The organism is Psychrobacter sp. 1Y10, from assembly GCF_052259005.1.
Taxonomy (GTDB): Bacteria; Pseudomonadota; Gammaproteobacteria; order Pseudomonadales; family Moraxellaceae; genus Psychrobacter; species Psychrobacter saeujeotis.
This window is the reverse complement of the sequence record NZ_JBQQES010000006.1, coordinates 1-19,933: the sequence shown is the minus strand read 5'-3', so window position 1 is coordinate 19,933 and position 19,933 is coordinate 1. Positions and strand designations below refer to the sequence as shown.

Here is a 19,933-nt window from a genome sequence, read left to right as displayed (position 1 = left end):
CTATCGCTCATTTATGTCTAAACGGCATTACCAATAATCCCCATAGCGAGGCGTTTCGTTTGGGTGAGGGATATTCTTTTAACCCAATATCTAGCTCATTATCAGGCTTCTGCGCTTGACCCTTATAACTACCAAAGATCCAATCCCACCAAATGACACTAAAGCCATAGTTTGAATTGGTCTCGCTGCCGCGCTGGCTATGGTGAATACGATGCAAGATTTGGGTCATCAATACGAGGCGTGCAGGTTTTTCAATGGCAGGTGGCAGACGAATATTGGCATGATTAAACATTGCCAAGCCATTTAGCGCAATCTCAAATATCAGCACTGCAATGGCAGGAACGCCCAATAAGCTGACGGCAACGAGCTTCACTAAAATGCTTAAGACAATCTCAATGGGATGAAACCTTAAGCCTGTGCTAGCGTCGATATGCGCATCAGCATGATGGACTTTATGCAAACGCCAAAGAATAGGTACGCGATGAAATAATCGGTGCTGCCAGTAAATAATAATGTCGAGCAATATTAAGCTTAATACGATAACTAGGACGCTTGGCAAATCGATAATATTAAACAGACCAATTCCATGCTGCTGATTATAAAGCGCCACAGCCGTTAGACCGATAGGCACCGCTAGACGAGCAATAACGGATGACGCAAACACCAAGCCAAAGTTAGCAAACCAGCGTTTATGGCTTTTAATGGGTGCGGTGCGTGCAGGCATGCGCCACTCAATCAGCATCATGATGACTAAAATGCTTAAAAAGAACCCAAGTCGCCACCATACTTCATTAGTCATTGCTTACCTCTTGATTGGTACAAACTGCATATTTTTAATGGGCATTTACTTCTAGTTGTTTGAGGGTATGGTAGCCACCATGGATACGGGTAAAAATCGTAATGGCGCAGGCAGTTGCAAAAATGCCAGCGAGTAATATAAAGTGCTGCGGCCAAATGCAAAAGGCAACAAACAGCGCGATGGTTTCGGTGCCTTCCGTCAAGCCGTTTAAATAATAAAAGCTTTTATATTTAAACTGTGGTTTATCCAGTTTAAACTTTTCTGCAGCGATGGCAAATGCTAAAAAGCTGGAGCCTGTACCAATAAAAGCGGCGAGTAATAAAGCGCCTGCAATGGCGTTTTGTTCAGGATTTGCCAAGATAAAGCCTAGCGGAACTGCTGCATAAAATAAAAAGTCGAGCGTAATGTCTAAGTAGCCGCCTGCGCTTGAGCTTTGCTGTGCATGACGAGCTAGCGCGCCATCAAGACCATCAAAAATACGATTCAATACAATCGCTGCAAGTGCGCCATACCACAATTCAAACGCCAGCAGTGGTAAGGCTAACATGCCGATTAAAAAGCCCGCCACCGTGAGTTGATCAGCCGTGATACCGCGTTTGTGCAATACAACGACCACAGGGGCTAGCATCGGCTTAATCATGGGCGTGAGAAATTTGTCTAGCATGCGCTTGCCTTTTATATTTCGCTTCAATGTTTAAGGTTATAATTCTAAGACTACAGGTTTAGAGCTACAGGTCTAAATGAATGACTTTACCCTTTGCGGCCTCAGCATCGCTACGATCGTGCGTGACCATAATGGCGGGGAGTTTATGGGTGCGGATTTGCTCAAATACCAGTTGGCGCGTGTCTACTCGCAGCTGGGTATCGAGCTTGCTAAAAGGCTCATCAAGCAGTATCGCTTTTGGCTCGCTCAATAGTGTTCTAAGTAGCGCCACTCGTGCTTGTTGTCCGCCCGATAAATTATCGGGATGGCGATCTCCCATGCCTGCTAGCCCCACTTGTGCCAGCGCTTGTGCTATTTTTTCACGGCGCTGTTTTTTATTGCCCACTTTATTGCCTTTAGGCATCGCAAAAGCAATATTACCTGCGACCGATAAATGAGAAAACAGTAGAGCATCTTGATACAGTACCCCAATATGCCGTAGATGCGTCGGCAAATGACTTACGTTTTCATCATTTAACCAGACATCACCAGTAGCGGCGAAATTATTCGGTAAGGTACCTGTTAACCAGTTCAATAAGCTCGATTTACCACTGCCAGATGGGCCCATGACGGTCAGTATCTCACCACCAGTAATTTGCTCATTTAGGCTGAGTAATAGCTCGTCTTGTCGATATAACTGTAAGTCTTTTATCTGTAAAGAGGATTGCATCAAGGGCCCTTTTTTGTGTTTTTAACGACTGAGTTTTTAACGTCTGGATTTCTAACGAGTGCCACTTTTAAAGAAATACTTCGGCAATACCCACGCCAATATAAAGCCAATTAACGGCAGTGCCATTTGGATGATGGCATACACCGCACTGGTGCGCCTACTGGCACCATTGGCGAGAGTCACCGCTTCGGTGGTGATGGTGGCGATACGTCCGCCGCCTGCGAGTAGCGTCGGCAGATACTGACCAAAGCTAATGGCCAAACCAAGGGCGATAGCAATCAAAATCGGTGCAAACAGCTGGGGCAATTTGACCTGCAAAAATACTTTAGCAGGAGTTGCACCAAGGCTCGCGGCTACATGAGCAAAACGCGGGTCTAGACGCCTGTAGCTGCTGGCAAGTGATAAAAACACATAAGGCAGCACAAAGAGCAGATGGGTGAACGCCACATTAAAAAATGCCGTTTGATTATTCACCAACTGCTGTAGCCACACCAAACCAAATAAAAAGGCAATGCTGGGCACTAATAGCGGCAAATAGATAATGAAACTGGTAAATCTTGAAAGTGGCTTTTTACTTAATTGCTCGGCTTCTAAACATAATAAAGTCAGCACAATGGCAAATACCGTACTCACGATACCGATCGTAACGGTATTAAATAATGGCGTACCCATTTGCATAAAGGCACTTTGAAAATGTAATAACACAAGCTGCTCTGGCAATACGGCGGGAAAGCGCCAAAAACCAGCCACAGACCACATGACCAGTCCAATGAGCGCCAGCAAAATAAAGCCAATCACTACAGTGGTAAGCGTGGCGGCGATTTTTTGCCAGAGTGCATCGGCATAGTGGCGCTTGCCATTGAGCAACGTGCCATTAAAGCAAGCTTTTATTGCTCTCTCACCACCGAGCCACAAGGCAATTAAGCCACCCGTCAACGCCAGCTGTAATAATGCGCCTGCCGAGGCTTTTATACGTAAGTTTAAATCCACATCGTTAAACCATTGCATGATGGTGACTGCTAGTGTTGGCGGCGTATTTGGACCGAGTATCAATGGCATTTCTACGCTGGCACTGGCATAAGCAAGGACGGCTAAGATAGGCAAACGTAAAAAAGGATAGAGAATTGGGAGGACAGCTTTAAAAAAGGAAGTGATGGGATAATAGCCGAGATTTAGTGCAACTTTATATTGTAGACGCAGCTTTTTACCAAGCTCTGGTTGTGCCAATGCGCCTAGTGCCATTAATAATAGAAACGGCAGCTCTTTCAACGTTAAACCCAAAATGATGCTGATGCCGTAAGGGTCATGTGGAAACATACCGCTTGGCGCCAACTCCCAGCCACTTAGAAGCGGTGAAATGAGGCGTGAAAACATACCAGAAGGCGCAATTAAAAAGCCAACCGCGATGGCTGCCGCTGCATGAGGAATGACCAAGATTGGACTCAGCAAACGCTCAATACGGGTCAACCAAACGCTATTAAAAAATGCCGCCAATACCATTAAAGATATGACAAAAGCGAGTAGCGTACTTATCAATCCAGTAGCGATGCTGAGCGCTACCATTTGGCTAAGACCGGGCGTCTGCCACAGATCGTTAAATCCTTGTAGACTAACGGTCGTTTTTTCAAGTGCGGGCACCCAGCTAAAGGCAGGCAACAGCACGCTGATCAAACCACCGAGTACGGGTAATATTAACAGTAGCAGTAAAAATTTCGGACTCAATGATACAATGCGCGTAAATAGGTCTGTTTTATAAGGATCTATCGTTCTAGTGCTTGCATCAGCCGTTTTATTATTAGAATCTTTACTCATGGGCTGACTCCATAACGCGCCTGCCAGCCTTGCATAATGGCATCAACCCAGCTTGGATGTGGTTCATTCACGGTCCGTTTTATCGCGTCAACCGGTAGGGCGCTCGGATGCGGTTTGCTAGTCTTAAATAGCGCTTGTTGCTCAGAGTCGAGCGTCGATTGGACAAGTACAGTTTTATCACCCCATACAGCAGGCATTTGCTTTTTAGCCTGTGCTTCTGGACTCAGCAAGAAGTTTGCCACCAGCTGCGCGGCTTGCGGATGGCTGGCATTATAGGGAATGGCCACAAAATGCGTGTTACTCAAGCTGCCATCGCTCATCGCATAGCTACGAATGCTCTGGGGTAAGTCATAACGCTGCACCGCCGCTGGCACTTCTGGCGCAGAAAAGCTAAAGGCTAAGCTAAGCTCGGTATCATCAACCAAGCGCCGCATGTGCGCGCCCGTTTGCACAAATTGCTCACCCTTACGCCATAGAGTTGGATGTAAATCATCTAAAAATTTCCATAAAGGGGCTAATACTATGTCTGTATTCTGCTCAGTGGCTGGCAGGTTGAGCTGTGGTTTGGTATTTTCGCCTATTTTAGCATCCTGTTGTTCGTGCAACATGACTAAAGCGTATTTTAAAAAGCTCATGCCTAAAAAGTCAGGCGGCTTTGGATAGCTAAAACGCCCGGGGTTTTGCGCCGTCCAATTGACCAGCTCATTTAAAGTGGTTGGTGGCTTGTCAGTTGATAAGCTGTCGTAATAAAAGGTCAGCGAGGCTTGTCCCCATGGTGCTTCCATACCATTGGTCGGTACACCAAAATCGAAGTTAACGGCAGGATTATTGTCTGGGTCGGTCAACGCAAAATTCGGTAGTTTGTTTGCCCATTGTTTACGTAATAATGAATTCTCACTCATGGTGGCAAAGTTGGCGCCATTTATCCAGATAAGATCCACGCTGCCTCCATCATTATTATTGGCGGACTTTTCCGCAAGTACGCGGCTGACAGCTTCACTCGTGTCGCTTAACTTGACATGAACCAAATTGATATTGTATTTATCATCGACTTGCTTGGCGGCCCACTGTAGATAAGCATTGATTTGCGGGTCACCGCCCCATGCATAAAAGTAAACGTCTTGGTTTTTACCTTGCGTCTCTATCTGCTGCCAATACGAGGATACTTCATTACTTACGGCAGTAGTAGATGAAGCGGTGTTGGCAGAGATGCTTGAAGAAATAACCGCACAAACGCTAAGCGCTACAGCATAGGCGCTATAGCGACTTAGGTTTTTTAGCGTTGGCAAAGCTGGTAAAGATTTAATAACGTACATTTATGTTCTCGTTATAACCCGTATTAAATGTCATTCAATCATAGATTCTGAAGCGTGCCGTTGGTACAAATTTTCTTCGCTTGCTGTGTGACTCCGTCACTCCAGAGGCTTCAAAAAATTTATCCCAGCAGCACTTATTTCTAAAAAAATCAATTGTCTAAAAGACGATGAAATTAATGAGTTGCAACAGCATCGAGTTTCACTGGAAGGCTAATTAACCTCGACGCCATGTATGGTATTTCTCAAGCCAGTTTAATACCGTTTCAGGCGCATGATTGCGTTTCCATTCACCAGCCGCGTATTTATTGCCCTCCGCCCACGTTGGATACATATGAATGGTGCCGAGTATTTTATTCAGTCCTAAACCATGTTTCATCGCCAGTATAAACTCCGGCATGATATCCCCAGCATGCGCAGCGACGATGGTCACGCCGAGTATTTTATCTTTACCTTTAGGGGTAATCACTTTGATGAAGCCATCGTTGACGCTTTCCGTCACTGCGCGATCTAAATCTTTAAAGTCGTAGCGGGTAATCTCAAAGTCGATGCCTTTCTCAACAGCCTCTTGTTCATTTAAGCCAACGCGCGCGACTTCTGGGTCTATAAAGGTCGTCCACGGAATCACGCGATAATCTACTTTAAACTTCTTTAGATGCCCAAATAGGCCGTTGACGGCGGCGTACCATGCCTGATGGGAGGCCACATGAGTAAATTGATAAGGACCGACGACATCACCTGCCGCGTAGATATTGGGATAGAGGGTCTCTAGATAGTCATCCGTCTCAATAGTACGCTCAGTTTCAACACCTAATGCTTCTAGGCCATAGCCTTCTAAGCGCGCACTACGTCCAACGGCACAAAGCAATTCGTCATATTCAATCGCGATTTCTGCCTCATTGTGTTTCACCACAATATATTTTTTGTCGTCACGTATCTCACAGCGTATCGCTTGATGCGAGGTTAAGACATTTACGCCACTCTCGACGAGTACTTTCTCCGCAAATTCAGAGACTTCCACGTCTTCTTTTTTCATAAGACGCGCGCCTCTTTCGATTTGGGTCACATTGGAGCCTAAGCGTGCAAAGGCTTGCGCCAGCTCAGAACCGATAGGCCCGCCGCCAAGTACGACCAGTTTTTTCGGCGCTTCTTCTAATTCGGTAAATTTATTCCATATGGTGTCACTGGTCACATAGCCGGTTTCTTCCAAACCCGGCAAGTCTGGGACAAATGGGCGTGCGCCAGTCGCAATAACGATGGAACGTGCGGTTAGTGTTTGCGTGCCGCCATCGTTTAGTGCAATCTCTACCGTCCATGGATCGATGAATTTGGCATAACCTTTTAACACTTCGACACCCAAGTCGGTATAGCGCTCGACGCTGTCGTTTGGCGCGATGTCAGCGATGACTTTATGGATACGGCTCATGACATTTTTGAATGAGAACTCTGGTGGCGTATTGTCTAAACCATAGCGCTCAGCATGGCGCATTTGTTCGGCGACTTTCGCGCTTTTAATCAGGGCTTTACTCGGTACACAGCCATAGTTTAAGCAGTCGCCACCCATCTCACCCGCTTCGATTAATGTCACTTTTGCTCGGACGGTCGCCGCGATATAGCTGGTGACTAGCCCGCCAGCACCAGCGCCAATTACGATCATATTACGGTCGAATTTTTTAGGTTTGCTATAGTTTTTATAGACGCGGCGTTTTTTTAGCATATTTAATATCCCTTTTGCTATTAATGGGAAGAAGCCTAATAACGCAAATGAGACAATTAAATTAAATGATAAAATCCCTGACAAACTGTCAATTTGCGCCAGTTGCGTACCGGCATTAACGAATACAAAGGTGCCCGCAAGCATACCAACTTGGCTTACCCAGTAGAATGTCCTCGCTTTAATTGCGGTGACGCCCATGAGTAAATTAATCAAAAAGAACGGAAATATCGGTACTAAGCGTAAGGTAAATAAGTAAAACCCGCCTTCTTTTTCAACGCCAGCATCAATAGCTGCTAAGCGCTCAGGAAAGCGCTGCTTAATCGTATCACGCAGTAAATAACGTGAGGTTAAAAACGCTAGTGTCGCACCAATACTGGAGGCAAATGAGGCCACCAATAAGCCTTGCCATAAGCCAAATAATGCCCCAGCCGCTAAGGTTAAAATAGCTGCACCAGGTAAGGATAAGGCGGTGACGACGACATAAAGTAAAAAGAAACCGCCAATAATCAACAGCGGTGATTGCGCTTTATAGTCGTTAAATTGCGCCATCGACCCTTTTAAGCCGTCAAGCGTCAATAATTGATTTAGGTCAAAGTAGAAAAAGCTTGCCGCTAATATCAATATTAACAGTATCAAAAATATTCTTTTAATCATGAAATGTCCGGCTAAATAGTGGGGCAAAGGTTAAAGATACAATGGTTTTTTCGGTTAAGCATCTGCATCGTCTTAAGAGTAGCAGCCATTACATTGAATGGTTTGAACGGCCTATTGGTTTATTAACCACAAAACAGCCAACTTATCATTCTTAACAGTATATAGCCTGTGTTCTGCTAACTAGTATTTATATTACCATTATCAAAATGAGGACATGCTTTAGTCTAATAATAGGCACGATCTAATAAACTCTACTGAATAAGCTCTATTTAGTAGGTACTTTATGAGTTTGCGTTAAAAAGGTTTTTTTGCCTAACGTTAATGTGTCCCAATCTCGCATTAAAAATAACGCGACACAGGCAGCTAACATTGGCCACGCGGCAAAAAACAGTAGATTATCAAAAGGTTTGAGGTATAAGCCAAAGGTTGAGAAAGTCGAGATAGCATGGAGCAATAAGACGGCGCCATAAGTCCAAGTTTTAAATAAACCGACAGCAAATGTCAAAATAAGAACCAATTGAGCGATACCTATAGCGAGGAATATCGTCTCACTCATGGCCTCAAGACCATAAAATTTTGAGAAAACACCTGCAGCGTGTTCGGGATGAATAAGCTTGTCGAGCGTCCAAACTAAAAAAACAATGAAAATACCAAGTCGAAGCAATAATAATGAAAGTGGCAAATATTTTGGCATAACTTTTTGCATAAGTTTTCGCTTTTGAGAAATTTTGAAAGTGGGTTCAAACAATTAATGAATAAAATGAGTACTGATACTTTTCATCATCATAGAATAGACATAAGTAAAATATTTATCATATTGAGTGATTGCTCAAAAATGAATACAATATTGCTGCTAAACACTATAAAGAAACTTATTGTAGTTGTTCTTGAATGATTGTTCAAGTTTGTATTGTCTGGTACCTTACGGTTATAAGAATTCGTTACACTCTTTTACTACATTAGCAATGCTAGCTTAAAGGTGATTATTTTATATACACTCAACGTTATATATGATTAGCCTTTTGAGCTGCACAAATCGTAATGGGAAATATTTTTCCTAATTAATTTCAGCAAAACGCGATTTTAAATAGAAACGGGTAAAAGAGATAGACAAATAAAAAAGGCTGAGCCAATGCTCAACCTTTTTTTAAATCAGATATCTATAACACGATATCTAAAATACTGTGTTAGATAATTAACCTTTCAAAACTTCGACCATCGCATTGGCGACATAGTCGACGTTATCCACATTTAGACCAGCGACGCACATACGCGAATTGGAAACCATGTAAATACCAAACTTGGTTTTCATTTGCTCCACTTGCTCAGGCGTCAATCCTGTAAAGCTAAACATGCCGTTTTGATTAGTCAGGTAATCAAAGTTACGATCAGAAATTTTGGCCTCTAGTACCGACTTTAGCTTCATACGCATGGCTTTAATACGGTCACGCATGCCATAAACCTCACCGATCCATTGCTCGTGCAAGGCTTCGTCATTCATGATGATATCGACGACGCGTCCGCCATGTGATGGTGGGCTTGAGTAGATACGGCGTACTGTAGAAGTCAGCTGACCAAAGACACGCTCGGCTTCATCAGTAGTTGGGCAAACGACTGATAAGCCGCCGACACGCTCACCGTATAACGACAGGTTTTTGGAGAATGAGTTGCTGACAAACAGCGGTAGACCCATATCGACTGCCTTACGAATAGCATAAGCATCGCTGTCCATATCTTCGCCAAAACCTTGATAAGCGATATCCATGAATGGAATCAGCTCGCGCTCTTGAATGACGTTTAGCACTTGATCCCACTGCTCTTTGGTCAAATCCACGCCCGTTGGGTTGTGGCAGCAAGGATGAAGTAAAAGAACATCGTCTTTGTTTAACGTCTCAAAGAACGCAATCATCTCATCGAATTTGATGCCGCCAGTGGCTTTATCGTAGTAGGGGTATTTGCCAACTTCAACATCACTGCCCTCAAAGATAGCAATATGGTTGCCCCATGTTGGGTCGCTCACATAGCATTTAGATTGCGGGAACCATTCATGAATAAATTCAGCACCTACTTTTAATGCGCCAGAGCCGCCAATAGTAGCGATGGTAGCGACAAGACTGTCTTTTAATACTTGCGCATCTTTACCGAATAACAGTTCCTGACAACCTTTACGGTGACCTGGTAGCCCTGCCATTGGTAAATAAGGACGCGGAGAGACAGGGTCTGCAATGCGCTGTTCGGCAGTTTTTACACATTCAAGTACTGGCATTTTACCGTCTTCGTCGTAGTACACACCCACGCCCAAGTTTACTTTATCGGGATTGCTGTCTTTTGCAAACTTGTCCATCAGCCCCAAGATTGGATCACCCGCGTAGTAGTCGATACGTTCAAACATTTTTTTTCCTTACAAGAATAAAATAAAGCACAAGAATAGACACGAAGCCGCCAAAAAGCATAAACCAGATTGACAATTAACTCAACGATAGATTCAACCATATTGATTAATTAACTGATTAGATGAGCTATTTGATAATCTAAATATATTTTTAGCCAATTAAATGGCTAACAACCATTTAAAAATAGCGTCTACTTACGCTAGCTTCCTTTATAATCGTTAAAATGGCTTGCAAAATAAGTCTGCAAAAACTCTTTAAAAGCAATACTGGCAGGCGATAGCGCTCGCGATGAACGCTGATATATAAAGAACCTACGCACTTTAACAGGCTGTGCGAGTGGGCGCATTTGTAGGCCATTGGCACTTACCCAATCAATGACTTCTGGCATATAAGGCAAGCATAAAGTAATACCAAAGCCCTGACGCGTCATCTCAAGTGCAGTCGACATAAAGTTGACTTTATAGCGTGCTTGCTGAATATGAGAAGCAATGGTCTCATCCAGCTCGGCGGTCACTTGTTCAATAAAAGGCCCTTGTAAGGTAATAAGCGGAATATCTATCAAATCCTGCCAGATCACCTCGCTTTGCTTAGCCAGCGGATGATTATCTGGCATCACCACGCAAAATGGCAACTCATATAACAAATCGGCTCTGATGTCGTCTTCACTTTCCATGAAACCAAGCTCCGTACCAACGCCCAAATCGACTTCAATATCTTGAATATGTTGCAAAACGTTTTCTGCAGAGCAATCTATTAAAGACACGCTGATATCAGGATATTCTTTAGCAAACTGAGCGATAACCGCAGGCATAGAAGAAGCAGCAAATTGTGACACCGCTAGCCGGACTTGACCTTGCGCAAGACTCATCAGACTGCTCGCTTCGTTTTCAAACAATTGCATCTCATTAAGGACCCGCCGAGCTTGCGGCAGTAAATGTCTGCCTACGACCGACAAAGATAGCTGACGCGTGGTGCGATCAAACAACACGATGCCAAGACTGGTCTCCAACTCTTTGATCAATCCGCTCACAGCTGATTGGGTCAAATACATCTGATCACTAGCACGGGTAAAGCTGCCACTATCAGCGACTTTGATAAAAGCGGTCAATTGGCGAATACTGATATTCATAAGTAAACCTGATAAATAAATTAAAAAAAACAATTAGTCTTATAAATAAAGCTACTCTAAGATGGACACATCGTCAATACATTGCATTGATATATACAACTTTTATATGGATTTCATACCACCGATTAACGTTAAGGATGATTACAATGGCAGATTTATTTGAAAACCCAGTAGGCTTGCAAGGGTTTGATTTTGTCGAATTCGCCTCACCACAACCTGAAGCAGTAGAAGCGCTTTTTGAGCAGCTTGGTTTTACCCATGTCGCCAATCACCGATCTAAAGATGTCTCTTTATACCGTCAAGGTGACATCAATCTTATATTAAACCGTGAGCCAAGAAGCCAAGCCAGTTACTTTGTAGAAGAGCATGGGGCAGGAGCTTGTAGCATGGGTTTTCGCGTGAAAGACTCCAAAAAAGCTTACGAGCTGGCAATTAAAAATGGTGCCCAGCCAGTAGAGGTACCGACAGGGGTGATGGAGTTAAGACTTCCTGCTATCAAAGGTATCGGCGGCTCACTGATTTATCTGATTGATCGTTTTAAAGATGGTGAGTCTATCTATGACGTCGATTTTGAGTTCTTCCCAGATGTAGATAAGTATCCGGTTGGTCATGGCTTCAAGGTTATTGATCACCTGACCCATAACGTTTACCGTGGGCGCATGGCTTATTGGGCAAACTTTTATGAGCGCATCTTTAACTTCCGTGAAATCCGCTATTTCGATATTAAAGGCGAATATACTGGCCTGACCAGTAAAGCCATGACGGCGCCTGATGGCAAAATCCGCATTCCGTTAAACGAAGAATCAAAGCAGGGCGGCGGACAAATCGAAGAGTATCTAATGAGCTTCAATGGTGAGGGTATTCAGCATATTGCTTTAGCCAGTGATGACTTATTTGCCAGTATCGATAAACTAAAAACGGCGGGTATACCGCTTATGACCGCGCCAACGGCCGCCTATTATGAAATGCTGAGCGAGCGCTTACCGAACCATGGTGAAGACGTCTCTGAATTACAAACGCGCGGCATCTTACTCGATGGTACTACCGAGGGCGGCACACCGCGTCTGCTATTACAGATTTTCTCTGAAACTATCTTAGGTAGCCCAGTATTCTTTGAATTTATCCAACGTAAAGGCGACTATGATGAGGGCTTTGGTGAAGGTAACTTTAAAGCACTATTTGAATCGATAGAGCGCGATCAAGTGCGCCGCGGCGCTATCGGTCAGTCTGAGACAGAAACCGAAACAGAGTAAACTTATCCACCAAACAAACATGGCAAGGCAAAAGGCGATTTGTCTTGCCATCGTTCACGCTGTAGTATCGAACATATAGCGTTATTAAAGTACTGACACAAATAAAACGGATATACGGAAAAAGGAGCATCGGCATGGAACGCCAAAACAAACAACCCTATCTCTCGCATCAACCTGATGCCAATGGTCACATTCACTACAGTGATGATGAGCATGCCATGTGGCAAGCGCTGCTCGAGCGTCAAGCCAAACATACACCCAACCGCGCTTGCTCAGAATATCTAGAGGGACTTAAAAAGCTCAATCTACCGTCAGATCGTATCCCGCAATTGCACGATATCGATGAAGTGCTACAAGCGACGACAGGTTGGCAAACAGCCGCGGTGCCTGCTTTGATTAGCTTTGGTAAGTTCTTTAAACTTTTGGCCAATAAATCCTTCCCTGTTGCGACCTTTATCCGCCGCTTTGATGACATGGATTACATCGAAGAGCCGGATATCTTTCATGAGATTGTCGGACACTGTCCGCTACTGACTCATCCTGCTTTTGCTACCTTCAATGAAACTTATGGCAAGCTTGGTCTTAATGCCAGTAAAGAAGAAAGGCTATTTTTGGCACGTCTTTATTGGTTTACCATTGAGTTTGGTTTGGTCGGGCAAACGCAGGATACCCGCCGAATTTATGGCGGCGGTATTTTGAGCTCACCATCTGAAACCATTTATGCGCTCAGCAACGAGACTCAAAACCAGTCAAACCCTCAATCCCATCATCAACCTGAGCACCGAGCCTTCGATTTGCTAGATGTGTTACGTACCCCTTATCGTATTGACCACATTCAGCCTATCTACTATGTTATTGATGATTTAGATACGCTATTTGATATCGTGAATAGCGATATCATGGGAGTGGTCAAGCAGGCGATGTCACTTGGCATGTTTGAGCCAACATATCAGGTTGAAACCAGTTGATCATTTAATAATCGATTACTTAATCAACGAACGACTTTACCAAAAGTACTGCAACATAGATTGTTTAAGTAAACAATCATGTCAACATAGACGTGCATTTAATAAAAACTTAATAGTTAAAATAAAAGGAATTTACTATGACAACATTATCTCAAGCCAGCTGCGAAGCCTGCCGTATCGGTGCCCCAACAGTCGAGGAAGGTGAAGCACGCGAGCTGCTGCAACAAATACCTGATTGGTCACTCATTGAAGACAATGGTATCAATCAGCTACAGCGTCAATATAAATTCAAAAACTTTGTCACCGCTATGGCGTTTGCCAATCAGCTTGCAGATATTGCAGAAGCTGAAGGTCATCATCCTGGCATATTGGTAGAGTGGGGCAAAGCGACGGTTACATGGTGGTCACACAGTATTAAAGGTCTGCATCGCAATGATTTTATCATGGCAGCCAAGACAGATAGTCTATATGGTCAATAATGAGTATAGTAATAATCAAAGCGACTTAGTAAACTTACCACATTAAAATCCAACCCCAAACCAATTTTAATTGGTCATTTAAGGATGTGTGATGCCGCCACAAATACTTACTCAGTTTTCACCTAGACTCGCATTTACTATCGCCATCACTGTCATCGCTATTATGGGTATCACCATGATCGGCTTTGGCTGGGTACCTCATTTGTCGTTGATACTTGCTATCTGTGTGCTATTGGCTATTGGACTATTCAAAGGTCTAAGCTTTGATGACATGCAAGGACAAATGGCCTCGGGCGTAATGCGCGGTATCGGTGCTATTTATCTGTTTTTCTTTATTGGTTTGATGGTTGCTGCACTTATGATGTCTGGCGCCATACCGACACTGATGTATTTTGGCTTTGAGCTGATATCACCAGAGTTTTATTACATCTCAGCCTTTGTACTTACCTCGATCATCGGCATTGCACTGGGCAGCAGTTTGACCACTGCGGCAACCTTGGGCGTGGCGTTTATTGGAATGAGTAATGCGTTCGATGCCAATGTCGCTATCGCTGCTGGCGCTGTGGTATCAGGGGCGTTTTTCGGTGATAAAATGTCGCCATTATCTGATACCTGTACCATCGCTTCATCAGTTGTGGGTATTGATTTATTCGAGCACATTCGCAATATGATGTACACCACGGTACCTGCTTGGATACTGACGGTCATACTGTTCTGGTTCTTCTCAGGACAAACTGTCAGTGGTGATTTGAGTCAAGTGACAGTTTTGCAAGGACAGCTGATCGAAAGTGGTTTGGTACATGGTTATGCAGTATTACCGTTTGTGGTACTTGTAGGGTTGGCCTTGTTTCGGGTTAATGCCATCTATACCATTATTTGTACCATTGTTGCGGCATTGATTGTTACCTATTTGCACAGTTCACCGAGCCTTGGACAACTAGGAGGATACTTCTTTGCAGGCTATGCGCCCGCTGAGACATTGGAGCTTGGAGAAGTTGGCGGTATGCTCTCACGTGGCGGCGTACAAAGCATGTTCTTTACTCAGATGATTGTGATATTGGCACTGAGCCTTGGTGGCTTGCTAAGCGCTTTAGGTATCCTGCCAGCGCTGCTATCAGGTATCAAAGACACTTTGACCAGCTCGGGGCGCGCAATATTTGCCGCGGCCATGTCAGCACTCAGTATCAACGTGTTAATCGGTGAGCAGTATTTAAGTATCTTACTCTCAGGTACTGCGTTTCGTCCGATATTTGAGCGCTTAAACTTACATCCAAAGAACTTATCTCGTACCATCGAGGATGCAGGTACAGTCATCAATCCACTCGTACCTTGGAGTGTGTGCGGGGTATTTATCAGTCAAGCATTAGGCGTGCCAGTACTGGATTATCTACCTTATGCGTTTTTCTGTTATTTATCGCTACTGTTGACATTGTTATTTGGTTTTACGGGGCTTACCATTAGTCGTAAGGATGGCACCAAAGTATCCGCTCGATAGTTAGGTTTTAGTGACGATTGTATATTTTGCTAATGCTTATTTAAACCAATAAAGCCGTCCCAAATTTTTGGTGACGGCTTTATTGGTTTTGTGTCAATCAAAGGCCAATTTTGAGCTATCTAACAGTTTTGCTATCTGACCATCTTACTGTCTAACATAACAATGCCACTATCTAACAATACCACTATCTAACAATGCCACTATCTAAGGCTTTCGCCCAACTTTTACATTCACAGCGCACGCACCGCTGATCTGGTTTAATAATATAATCGACATAACCACAATGCATGCAAGCATAGCAATGCTTTGGGTCTATCTCGTCAGTTGCTTGGTACTGCTTAGGAAAAAGTGGCAAACCATACTGTGTTTCATCGGGCGCAAATAGCAATAAACTAAATGAGCCATCAGTTTCTAATAAGCCGACACGTACCTGGCCTAAGTGTTCAACCCCTTGTTGGCGCATTTCAGCAAAAAATTCGTCATGTGACATTTTGCCTCTTTTAATTTTATCCAGTACTAACGTGCCATCTTCGACGATATAAAGCGACTTTCCTTCCAAAAGATCCTCAAAAGGCTGATATTTCATCATCATCCAAGTGCAGAGTCGATACATGATAATCACAATACTCATGATGAGCAGTGCTTGAATGATGGGTAAGTCCTCGGTAAACATCGGATCACCAGCGATAGAACCTAGTGACAAAATAATCGTCAGCTCAAAAATAGACAGCTGCCGGACACCGCGTTTACCAGTAAAACGTAAAAATATAATAATCATGCTAAACATTACTACTACGCGTATCACGATTTCGGCGGCAAATGCCCAAGTAGTGTCATGAATAAAGATGCTTGCCAGATCCATGTATGTTTATCCTTTTTTAGTGATCAATTATTATTATTAATCATGCCATCGTTATTACTACTGCCTTCAATTAAAGTCATGCTTTGCTGCCATGGTTTCACGTCATAAATAGAGCCTATGACAAACCGCTACAGCGTGTTTGAATGCCTGCCGCATTATAAATCAATATCTTTATACCTTATAACGTAAAGCAATATAAAAGCTAAAAATAAGGATTAAAAAATAGGGACTAAAAACATAGATATTAAAAACATAGCTACTAAAAAAACAAAACGTTCGAACATAGATGAGTTTTTTTTAACTTACTCAAAAGCCTAGGAATCGCTTGCAATATTGATGAATTTAAATTACCTTATACGTAAGTAGTTAATCTATACGTAATTTTATATTTGTGATTTATCTATAATTATTTGATAAGATTTGTCTTTTATCACAGTGATTTTTACAAAAATAGTTTTTAAACCAATTAGCTAGCAAGGAGCCACCTATGTCAACGAGTGACAAAAACCTTTCCTCATTTCTCGATATCGCAAGCGATTCTGATTTTTCTATCCACAATTTACCTTATGGCATCTTTAGTGACACTGCCGATGGTAAGCGCCGTGCTGGTGTCGCCATTGGTGAGCACGTTTTAGACTTAGCGGTACTTGAAGCCGAAGGCTTACTTAAATTAGAAGGCGGTAGCTATTTTGATCAGCCGACATTGAACGCCTTTATTGATTCTGGTCGGGATAATTGGACTAGCGCGCGTAGTACCATTCAGACCTTGCTATCTGCCGATACGGACACGCTACGCGACAACCAAGACTTGCAAGGCAAGGCGTTATTTAAGCAAGCTGATGTCACGATGCATCTGCCTGTTCATGTGCCTGGTTACACTGATTTTTATTCGTCCAAAGAGCATGCTACTAACGTTGGTACGCTGTTCCGTGATCCTGCTAATGCGCTATTGCCTAACTGGACAGAGATGCCAGTCGGCTACAACGGACGCGCCAGTACGGTCTTCGTGACAGGTGCTACAGATATCATTCGTCCATCAGGTCAGCTCAAACCCAATCCAGACGAGCGTCCTATTTTCGCGCCATGTAAGCGCCTTGATTTTGAGCTTGAGACCGCCTTTATCGTGGGACAACCCAACAAAATCGGTGAGCCTATCTCTATCAAAAACGCGTGGGATCATATCTTTGGTATGGTTCTGTTTAATGATTGGTCAGCCCGTGATATTCAAAAATGGGAGTATGTGCCATTAGGTCCTTTTAATGCCAAAACCTTTGCTTCAGAGATATCTCCTTGGATTGTCACTTTAGATGCGCTAGAACCTTTTAAAACGTCAATTCCAAACCAAGATCCCAAGCCATTGGCTTATCTACAAGAAACAAAATCTGATAACAGCTTTGACATTAATTTGTCAGTAGAGTTGCTTCCAGAAAATGCGGAGAGCGCTACCGTCATCTCTGAAACCAATTTTAAATACATGTATTGGTCGATGGCGCAGCAATTGACGCATCACACCATTACTGGCTGTAAAGTTGAGGTCGGCGATATGATGGGCTCAGGTACTATCTCAGGACCAACGCCAGATTCGTACGGCTCAATGCTTGAGATTGCTTGGAACGCGACCAAACCTGTTGAGCTCAAAGGCGGGAGCACACGTACCTTTATCGAAGATGGCGATACGGTCATTATGAAAGGCTATAGTGAAAAGGATGGTATTCGAGTCGGCTTTGGTGAAGTGCGCGGAAAGGTGCTACCAGCTTTAAACTTTGATTTTGACGCATAAAATTTACACAGTATAAGCGCAAAACAGTCAATAGCTGTTATTAATATGAATGTTAGCAATAGTGTCATCGTTAATATAAACAGCTACTTGGCTTAGGTTGTATGCCAAAAACACTAGTGAAAGCATTCTTCTTAGGTTTTGCGCCTTATCAAAAGGATATTGATATGAGTTTTAAAATAGAAAAAATTCACCACGTAGCCTATCGCTGCAAAGATGCTAAAGAAACCGTAGAGTGGTACAAAAAACACTTAAACATGGACTTCATTTTAGCGTTCGCTGAAGACCATGTGCCTTCTACCAAAGCCTTTGATCCCTACATGCATATCTTTTTAGATGCTGGTAACGGCAATGTATTGGCATTTTTTGAAGTGCCCAATCAGCCTGAGATGGGGTTTGACCCTAATACCCCAAGTTGGGTGCAGCACTTAGCACTTAAAGTTAAAGACCGTGACGAGCTTATGGCTGCCAAAGAGCAGTTAGAGTCTGCTGGCATCGATATTGTTGGTGTGACCGATCACGGTATTTTTCACTCTATTTATTTCTTTGATCCCAATGGCCATCGCTTAGAGCTGACCTATGATGACTCTGCCTCAGAAGCAAAAATCTCGATGATTACTGAAGAGATGAAGCAAGAAATGCTTGATGAATGGTCACGTACTAAACGTGCACCAGCTCATACGCAGTTTTTACATGCAGCAGAGCTTGAAGAAGCCAAACAGCAAGTACCTGTAGGTGAGTAGCAACTGCTGATTTTAAAGATTTCACTAGTAAAAATGAACATCAAGAAAGGACTCTACGATGAGAACAAAACTATCTACTGGCATAACGCTTGCGGCCGTACTTGCAATCTCCGGTTGCTCTGATAAAAGCGCCACCACCTCAGGCACAGACGATGTGACAACGCTCCGGTTTTCACATTTTATGACTGCCAATGACAATATCAATACCGAAGGCTTTGAGCCATGGGCCAAAAAGATTGAAGAAGAGTCAAATGGTCGCTTAAAGATTGAAATTTATCCTTCCGCCACTCTAAGTAAGCCAGGTGCCACCTACGATGCTGCTGCTAAAGGCACCGTAGATATTGGCATGCAGGTGCAAGGTTATACTGCTGGTCGTTTTCCTTTGACGCAAGTCGTAGAGCTACCTGGTATCTCAAACACGGCACAAGAGCAGACCTGTATCTTGTATGAATTGTATAATAACGGTGCCATCTCGGATGAGTATGAAGATACCCATCTATTGTCGCTCATGGGCTCGGGGCAGGGCGCACTACATACTGCTGACAAACCGATTCGGACGCCAGAAGACATGAAAGGTATGCGTATCCGTCAGCCATCAGTAGTCGCAAGTCACGTCATTGAAACCATTGGTGCAGCTCCTGTTGGGATGCCTGCTAGTGATACTTATACTTCGCTACAGCGCGGTGTCATCGATGGCTTAGCCTTTACTTGGCAGCCTATTCAAGCATTCCGTCTCGATGAGTTACTCAGTCATCATACCAACATTCCTTTTTATAACTCTACCTTTGTCGTGACTATGAATAAGGACAAATATAACAGTCTGCCTGACGACCTTAAAAAGGTTATTGATGATAATTCAGGAATAGTCATGTCAGAGCGTATCGCCAAGATATTTGATGAAAGTAATGAAGCTGCGATGGCTGCTGCTCGCGCCAAAGGCGATACGATGATTGATATTCCAGATCCGCTCAATGATCCTGAGTGGAGAGGTCCATTACTAGAAGGTACTCAAAGATATCTTGATGAACTAGAAGCACTTGGTCTAGACGGTGAAGGTGTTTATGAGCAAGTAAAAGCTGCGAGCGTTGGCTGTAAAGTCTAACCTATTAAAGGCAATCTCCCATGGCATTTTTAGTCAACCTCAGCACTCTCATCTCAAGGCTGTG

17 protein-coding genes are annotated in these 19,933 nt (G+C 43.5%); 7 read left to right on the top strand and 10 right to left on the bottom strand.

The window, feature by feature from the left end:
• Positions 1-7 precede the first annotated feature (7 nt).
• The 9 genes from ACTXGH_RS08920 to ACTXGH_RS08880 form a co-directional block, all read right to left on the bottom strand.
• Positions 8-799, bottom strand: a complete 792-nt coding sequence (locus tag ACTXGH_RS08920) for a sterol desaturase family protein (RefSeq protein ID WP_439296906.1) — start codon at positions 797-799, stop codon at positions 8-10.
• A 34-nt stretch (positions 800-833) separates the two neighbouring features.
• On the bottom strand, positions 834-1,463 hold the full coding sequence (locus tag ACTXGH_RS08915; RefSeq protein WP_439260932.1) for a CDP-alcohol phosphatidyltransferase family protein: 630 nt from the start codon (positions 1,461-1,463) through the stop codon (positions 834-836).
• A gap of 64 nt (positions 1,464-1,527) precedes the next feature.
• On the bottom strand, positions 1,528-2,172 hold the full coding sequence (locus tag ACTXGH_RS08910) for an ATP-binding cassette domain-containing protein (RefSeq protein WP_439296907.1): 645 nt from the start codon (positions 2,170-2,172) through the stop codon (positions 1,528-1,530).
• A 51-nt stretch (positions 2,173-2,223) separates the two neighbouring features.
• Complete coding sequence (locus ACTXGH_RS08905; RefSeq protein ID WP_439296908.1) at positions 2,224-3,984, bottom strand: ABC transporter permease; 1,761 nt, start codon at positions 3,982-3,984, stop codon at positions 2,224-2,226.
• A complete protein-coding gene (locus ACTXGH_RS08900) occupies positions 3,981-5,300 on the bottom strand; it encodes an ABC transporter substrate-binding protein (RefSeq protein ID WP_439296909.1) in 1,320 nt (439 codons plus the stop codon). Before ACTXGH_RS08900 ends, ACTXGH_RS08905 begins: the two co-directional genes overlap by 4 nt.
• A gap of 214 nt (positions 5,301-5,514) precedes the next feature.
• Positions 5,515-7,668: an FAD-dependent oxidoreductase gene (locus ACTXGH_RS08895; protein WP_443561732.1), complete on the bottom strand. Its 2,154-nt coding sequence runs from the start codon at positions 7,666-7,668 to the stop codon at positions 5,515-5,517.
• A gap of 265 nt (positions 7,669-7,933) precedes the next feature.
• Positions 7,934-8,374: a hypothetical protein gene (locus ACTXGH_RS08890; RefSeq protein WP_439260927.1), complete on the bottom strand. Its 441-nt coding sequence runs from the start codon at positions 8,372-8,374 to the stop codon at positions 7,934-7,936.
• Positions 8,375-8,863: 489 nt separating this feature from the next.
• A complete protein-coding gene (locus ACTXGH_RS08885; protein WP_439296911.1) occupies positions 8,864-10,060 on the bottom strand; it encodes an amino acid aminotransferase in 1,197 nt (398 codons plus the stop codon).
• A 200-nt stretch (positions 10,061-10,260) separates the two neighbouring features.
• Positions 10,261-11,190, bottom strand: coding sequence for a LysR family transcriptional regulator (locus ACTXGH_RS08880; RefSeq protein ID WP_439296912.1), 930 nt, complete (start codon positions 11,188-11,190; stop codon positions 10,261-10,263).
• 146 nt (positions 11,191-11,336) lie between these two features.
• Here ACTXGH_RS08880 and hppD point away from each other — a divergent pair, with 146 nt between their 5' ends.
• The 4 genes from hppD to ACTXGH_RS08860 all read left to right on the top strand — a co-directional run bounded on the left by hppD (position 11,337) and on the right by ACTXGH_RS08860 (position 15,385).
• The gene (hppD, locus tag ACTXGH_RS08875) at positions 11,337-12,443 is read left to right on the top strand and encodes a 4-hydroxyphenylpyruvate dioxygenase (RefSeq protein ID WP_439260924.1); all 1,107 of its coding nucleotides are present in this window, start codon (positions 11,337-11,339) and stop codon (positions 12,441-12,443) included.
• 134 nt (positions 12,444-12,577) lie between these two features.
• Positions 12,578-13,411: a phenylalanine 4-monooxygenase gene (gene phhA, locus ACTXGH_RS08870; RefSeq protein ID WP_439260923.1), complete on the top strand. Its 834-nt coding sequence runs from the start codon at positions 12,578-12,580 to the stop codon at positions 13,409-13,411.
• 137 nt (positions 13,412-13,548) lie between these two features.
• A complete protein-coding gene (locus ACTXGH_RS08865; RefSeq protein WP_299219637.1) occupies positions 13,549-13,890 on the top strand; it encodes a 4a-hydroxytetrahydrobiopterin dehydratase in 342 nt (113 codons plus the stop codon).
• Positions 13,891-13,981: 91 nt separating this feature from the next.
• Positions 13,982-15,385, top strand: a complete 1,404-nt coding sequence (locus ACTXGH_RS08860; RefSeq protein ID WP_299219640.1) for a Na+/H+ antiporter NhaC family protein — start codon at positions 13,982-13,984, stop codon at positions 15,383-15,385.
• A gap of 184 nt (positions 15,386-15,569) precedes the next feature.
• Here the strand turns inward: ACTXGH_RS08860 and ACTXGH_RS08855 are convergent, their stop codons facing one another.
• A complete protein-coding gene (locus tag ACTXGH_RS08855; protein ID WP_439296913.1) occupies positions 15,570-16,247 on the bottom strand; it encodes a DUF421 domain-containing protein in 678 nt (225 codons plus the stop codon).
• Between the two features lie 487 nt (positions 16,248-16,734).
• Between ACTXGH_RS08855 and fahA the strand changes: the two genes are divergently transcribed.
• The 3 genes from fahA to ACTXGH_RS08840 all read left to right on the top strand — a co-directional run bounded on the left by fahA (position 16,735) and on the right by ACTXGH_RS08840 (position 19,869).
• On the top strand, positions 16,735-18,027 hold the full coding sequence (fahA, locus tag ACTXGH_RS08850) for a fumarylacetoacetase (RefSeq protein ID WP_439296914.1): 1,293 nt from the start codon (positions 16,735-16,737) through the stop codon (positions 18,025-18,027).
• A 164-nt stretch (positions 18,028-18,191) separates the two neighbouring features.
• Positions 18,192-18,767, top strand: a complete 576-nt coding sequence (locus tag ACTXGH_RS08845) for a VOC family protein (protein WP_439296917.1) — start codon at positions 18,192-18,194, stop codon at positions 18,765-18,767.
• Positions 18,768-18,825: 58 nt separating this feature from the next.
• A complete protein-coding gene (locus ACTXGH_RS08840; RefSeq protein WP_439296915.1) occupies positions 18,826-19,869 on the top strand; it encodes a TRAP transporter substrate-binding protein in 1,044 nt (347 codons plus the stop codon).
• Positions 19,870-19,933: the final 64 nt, after the last annotated feature.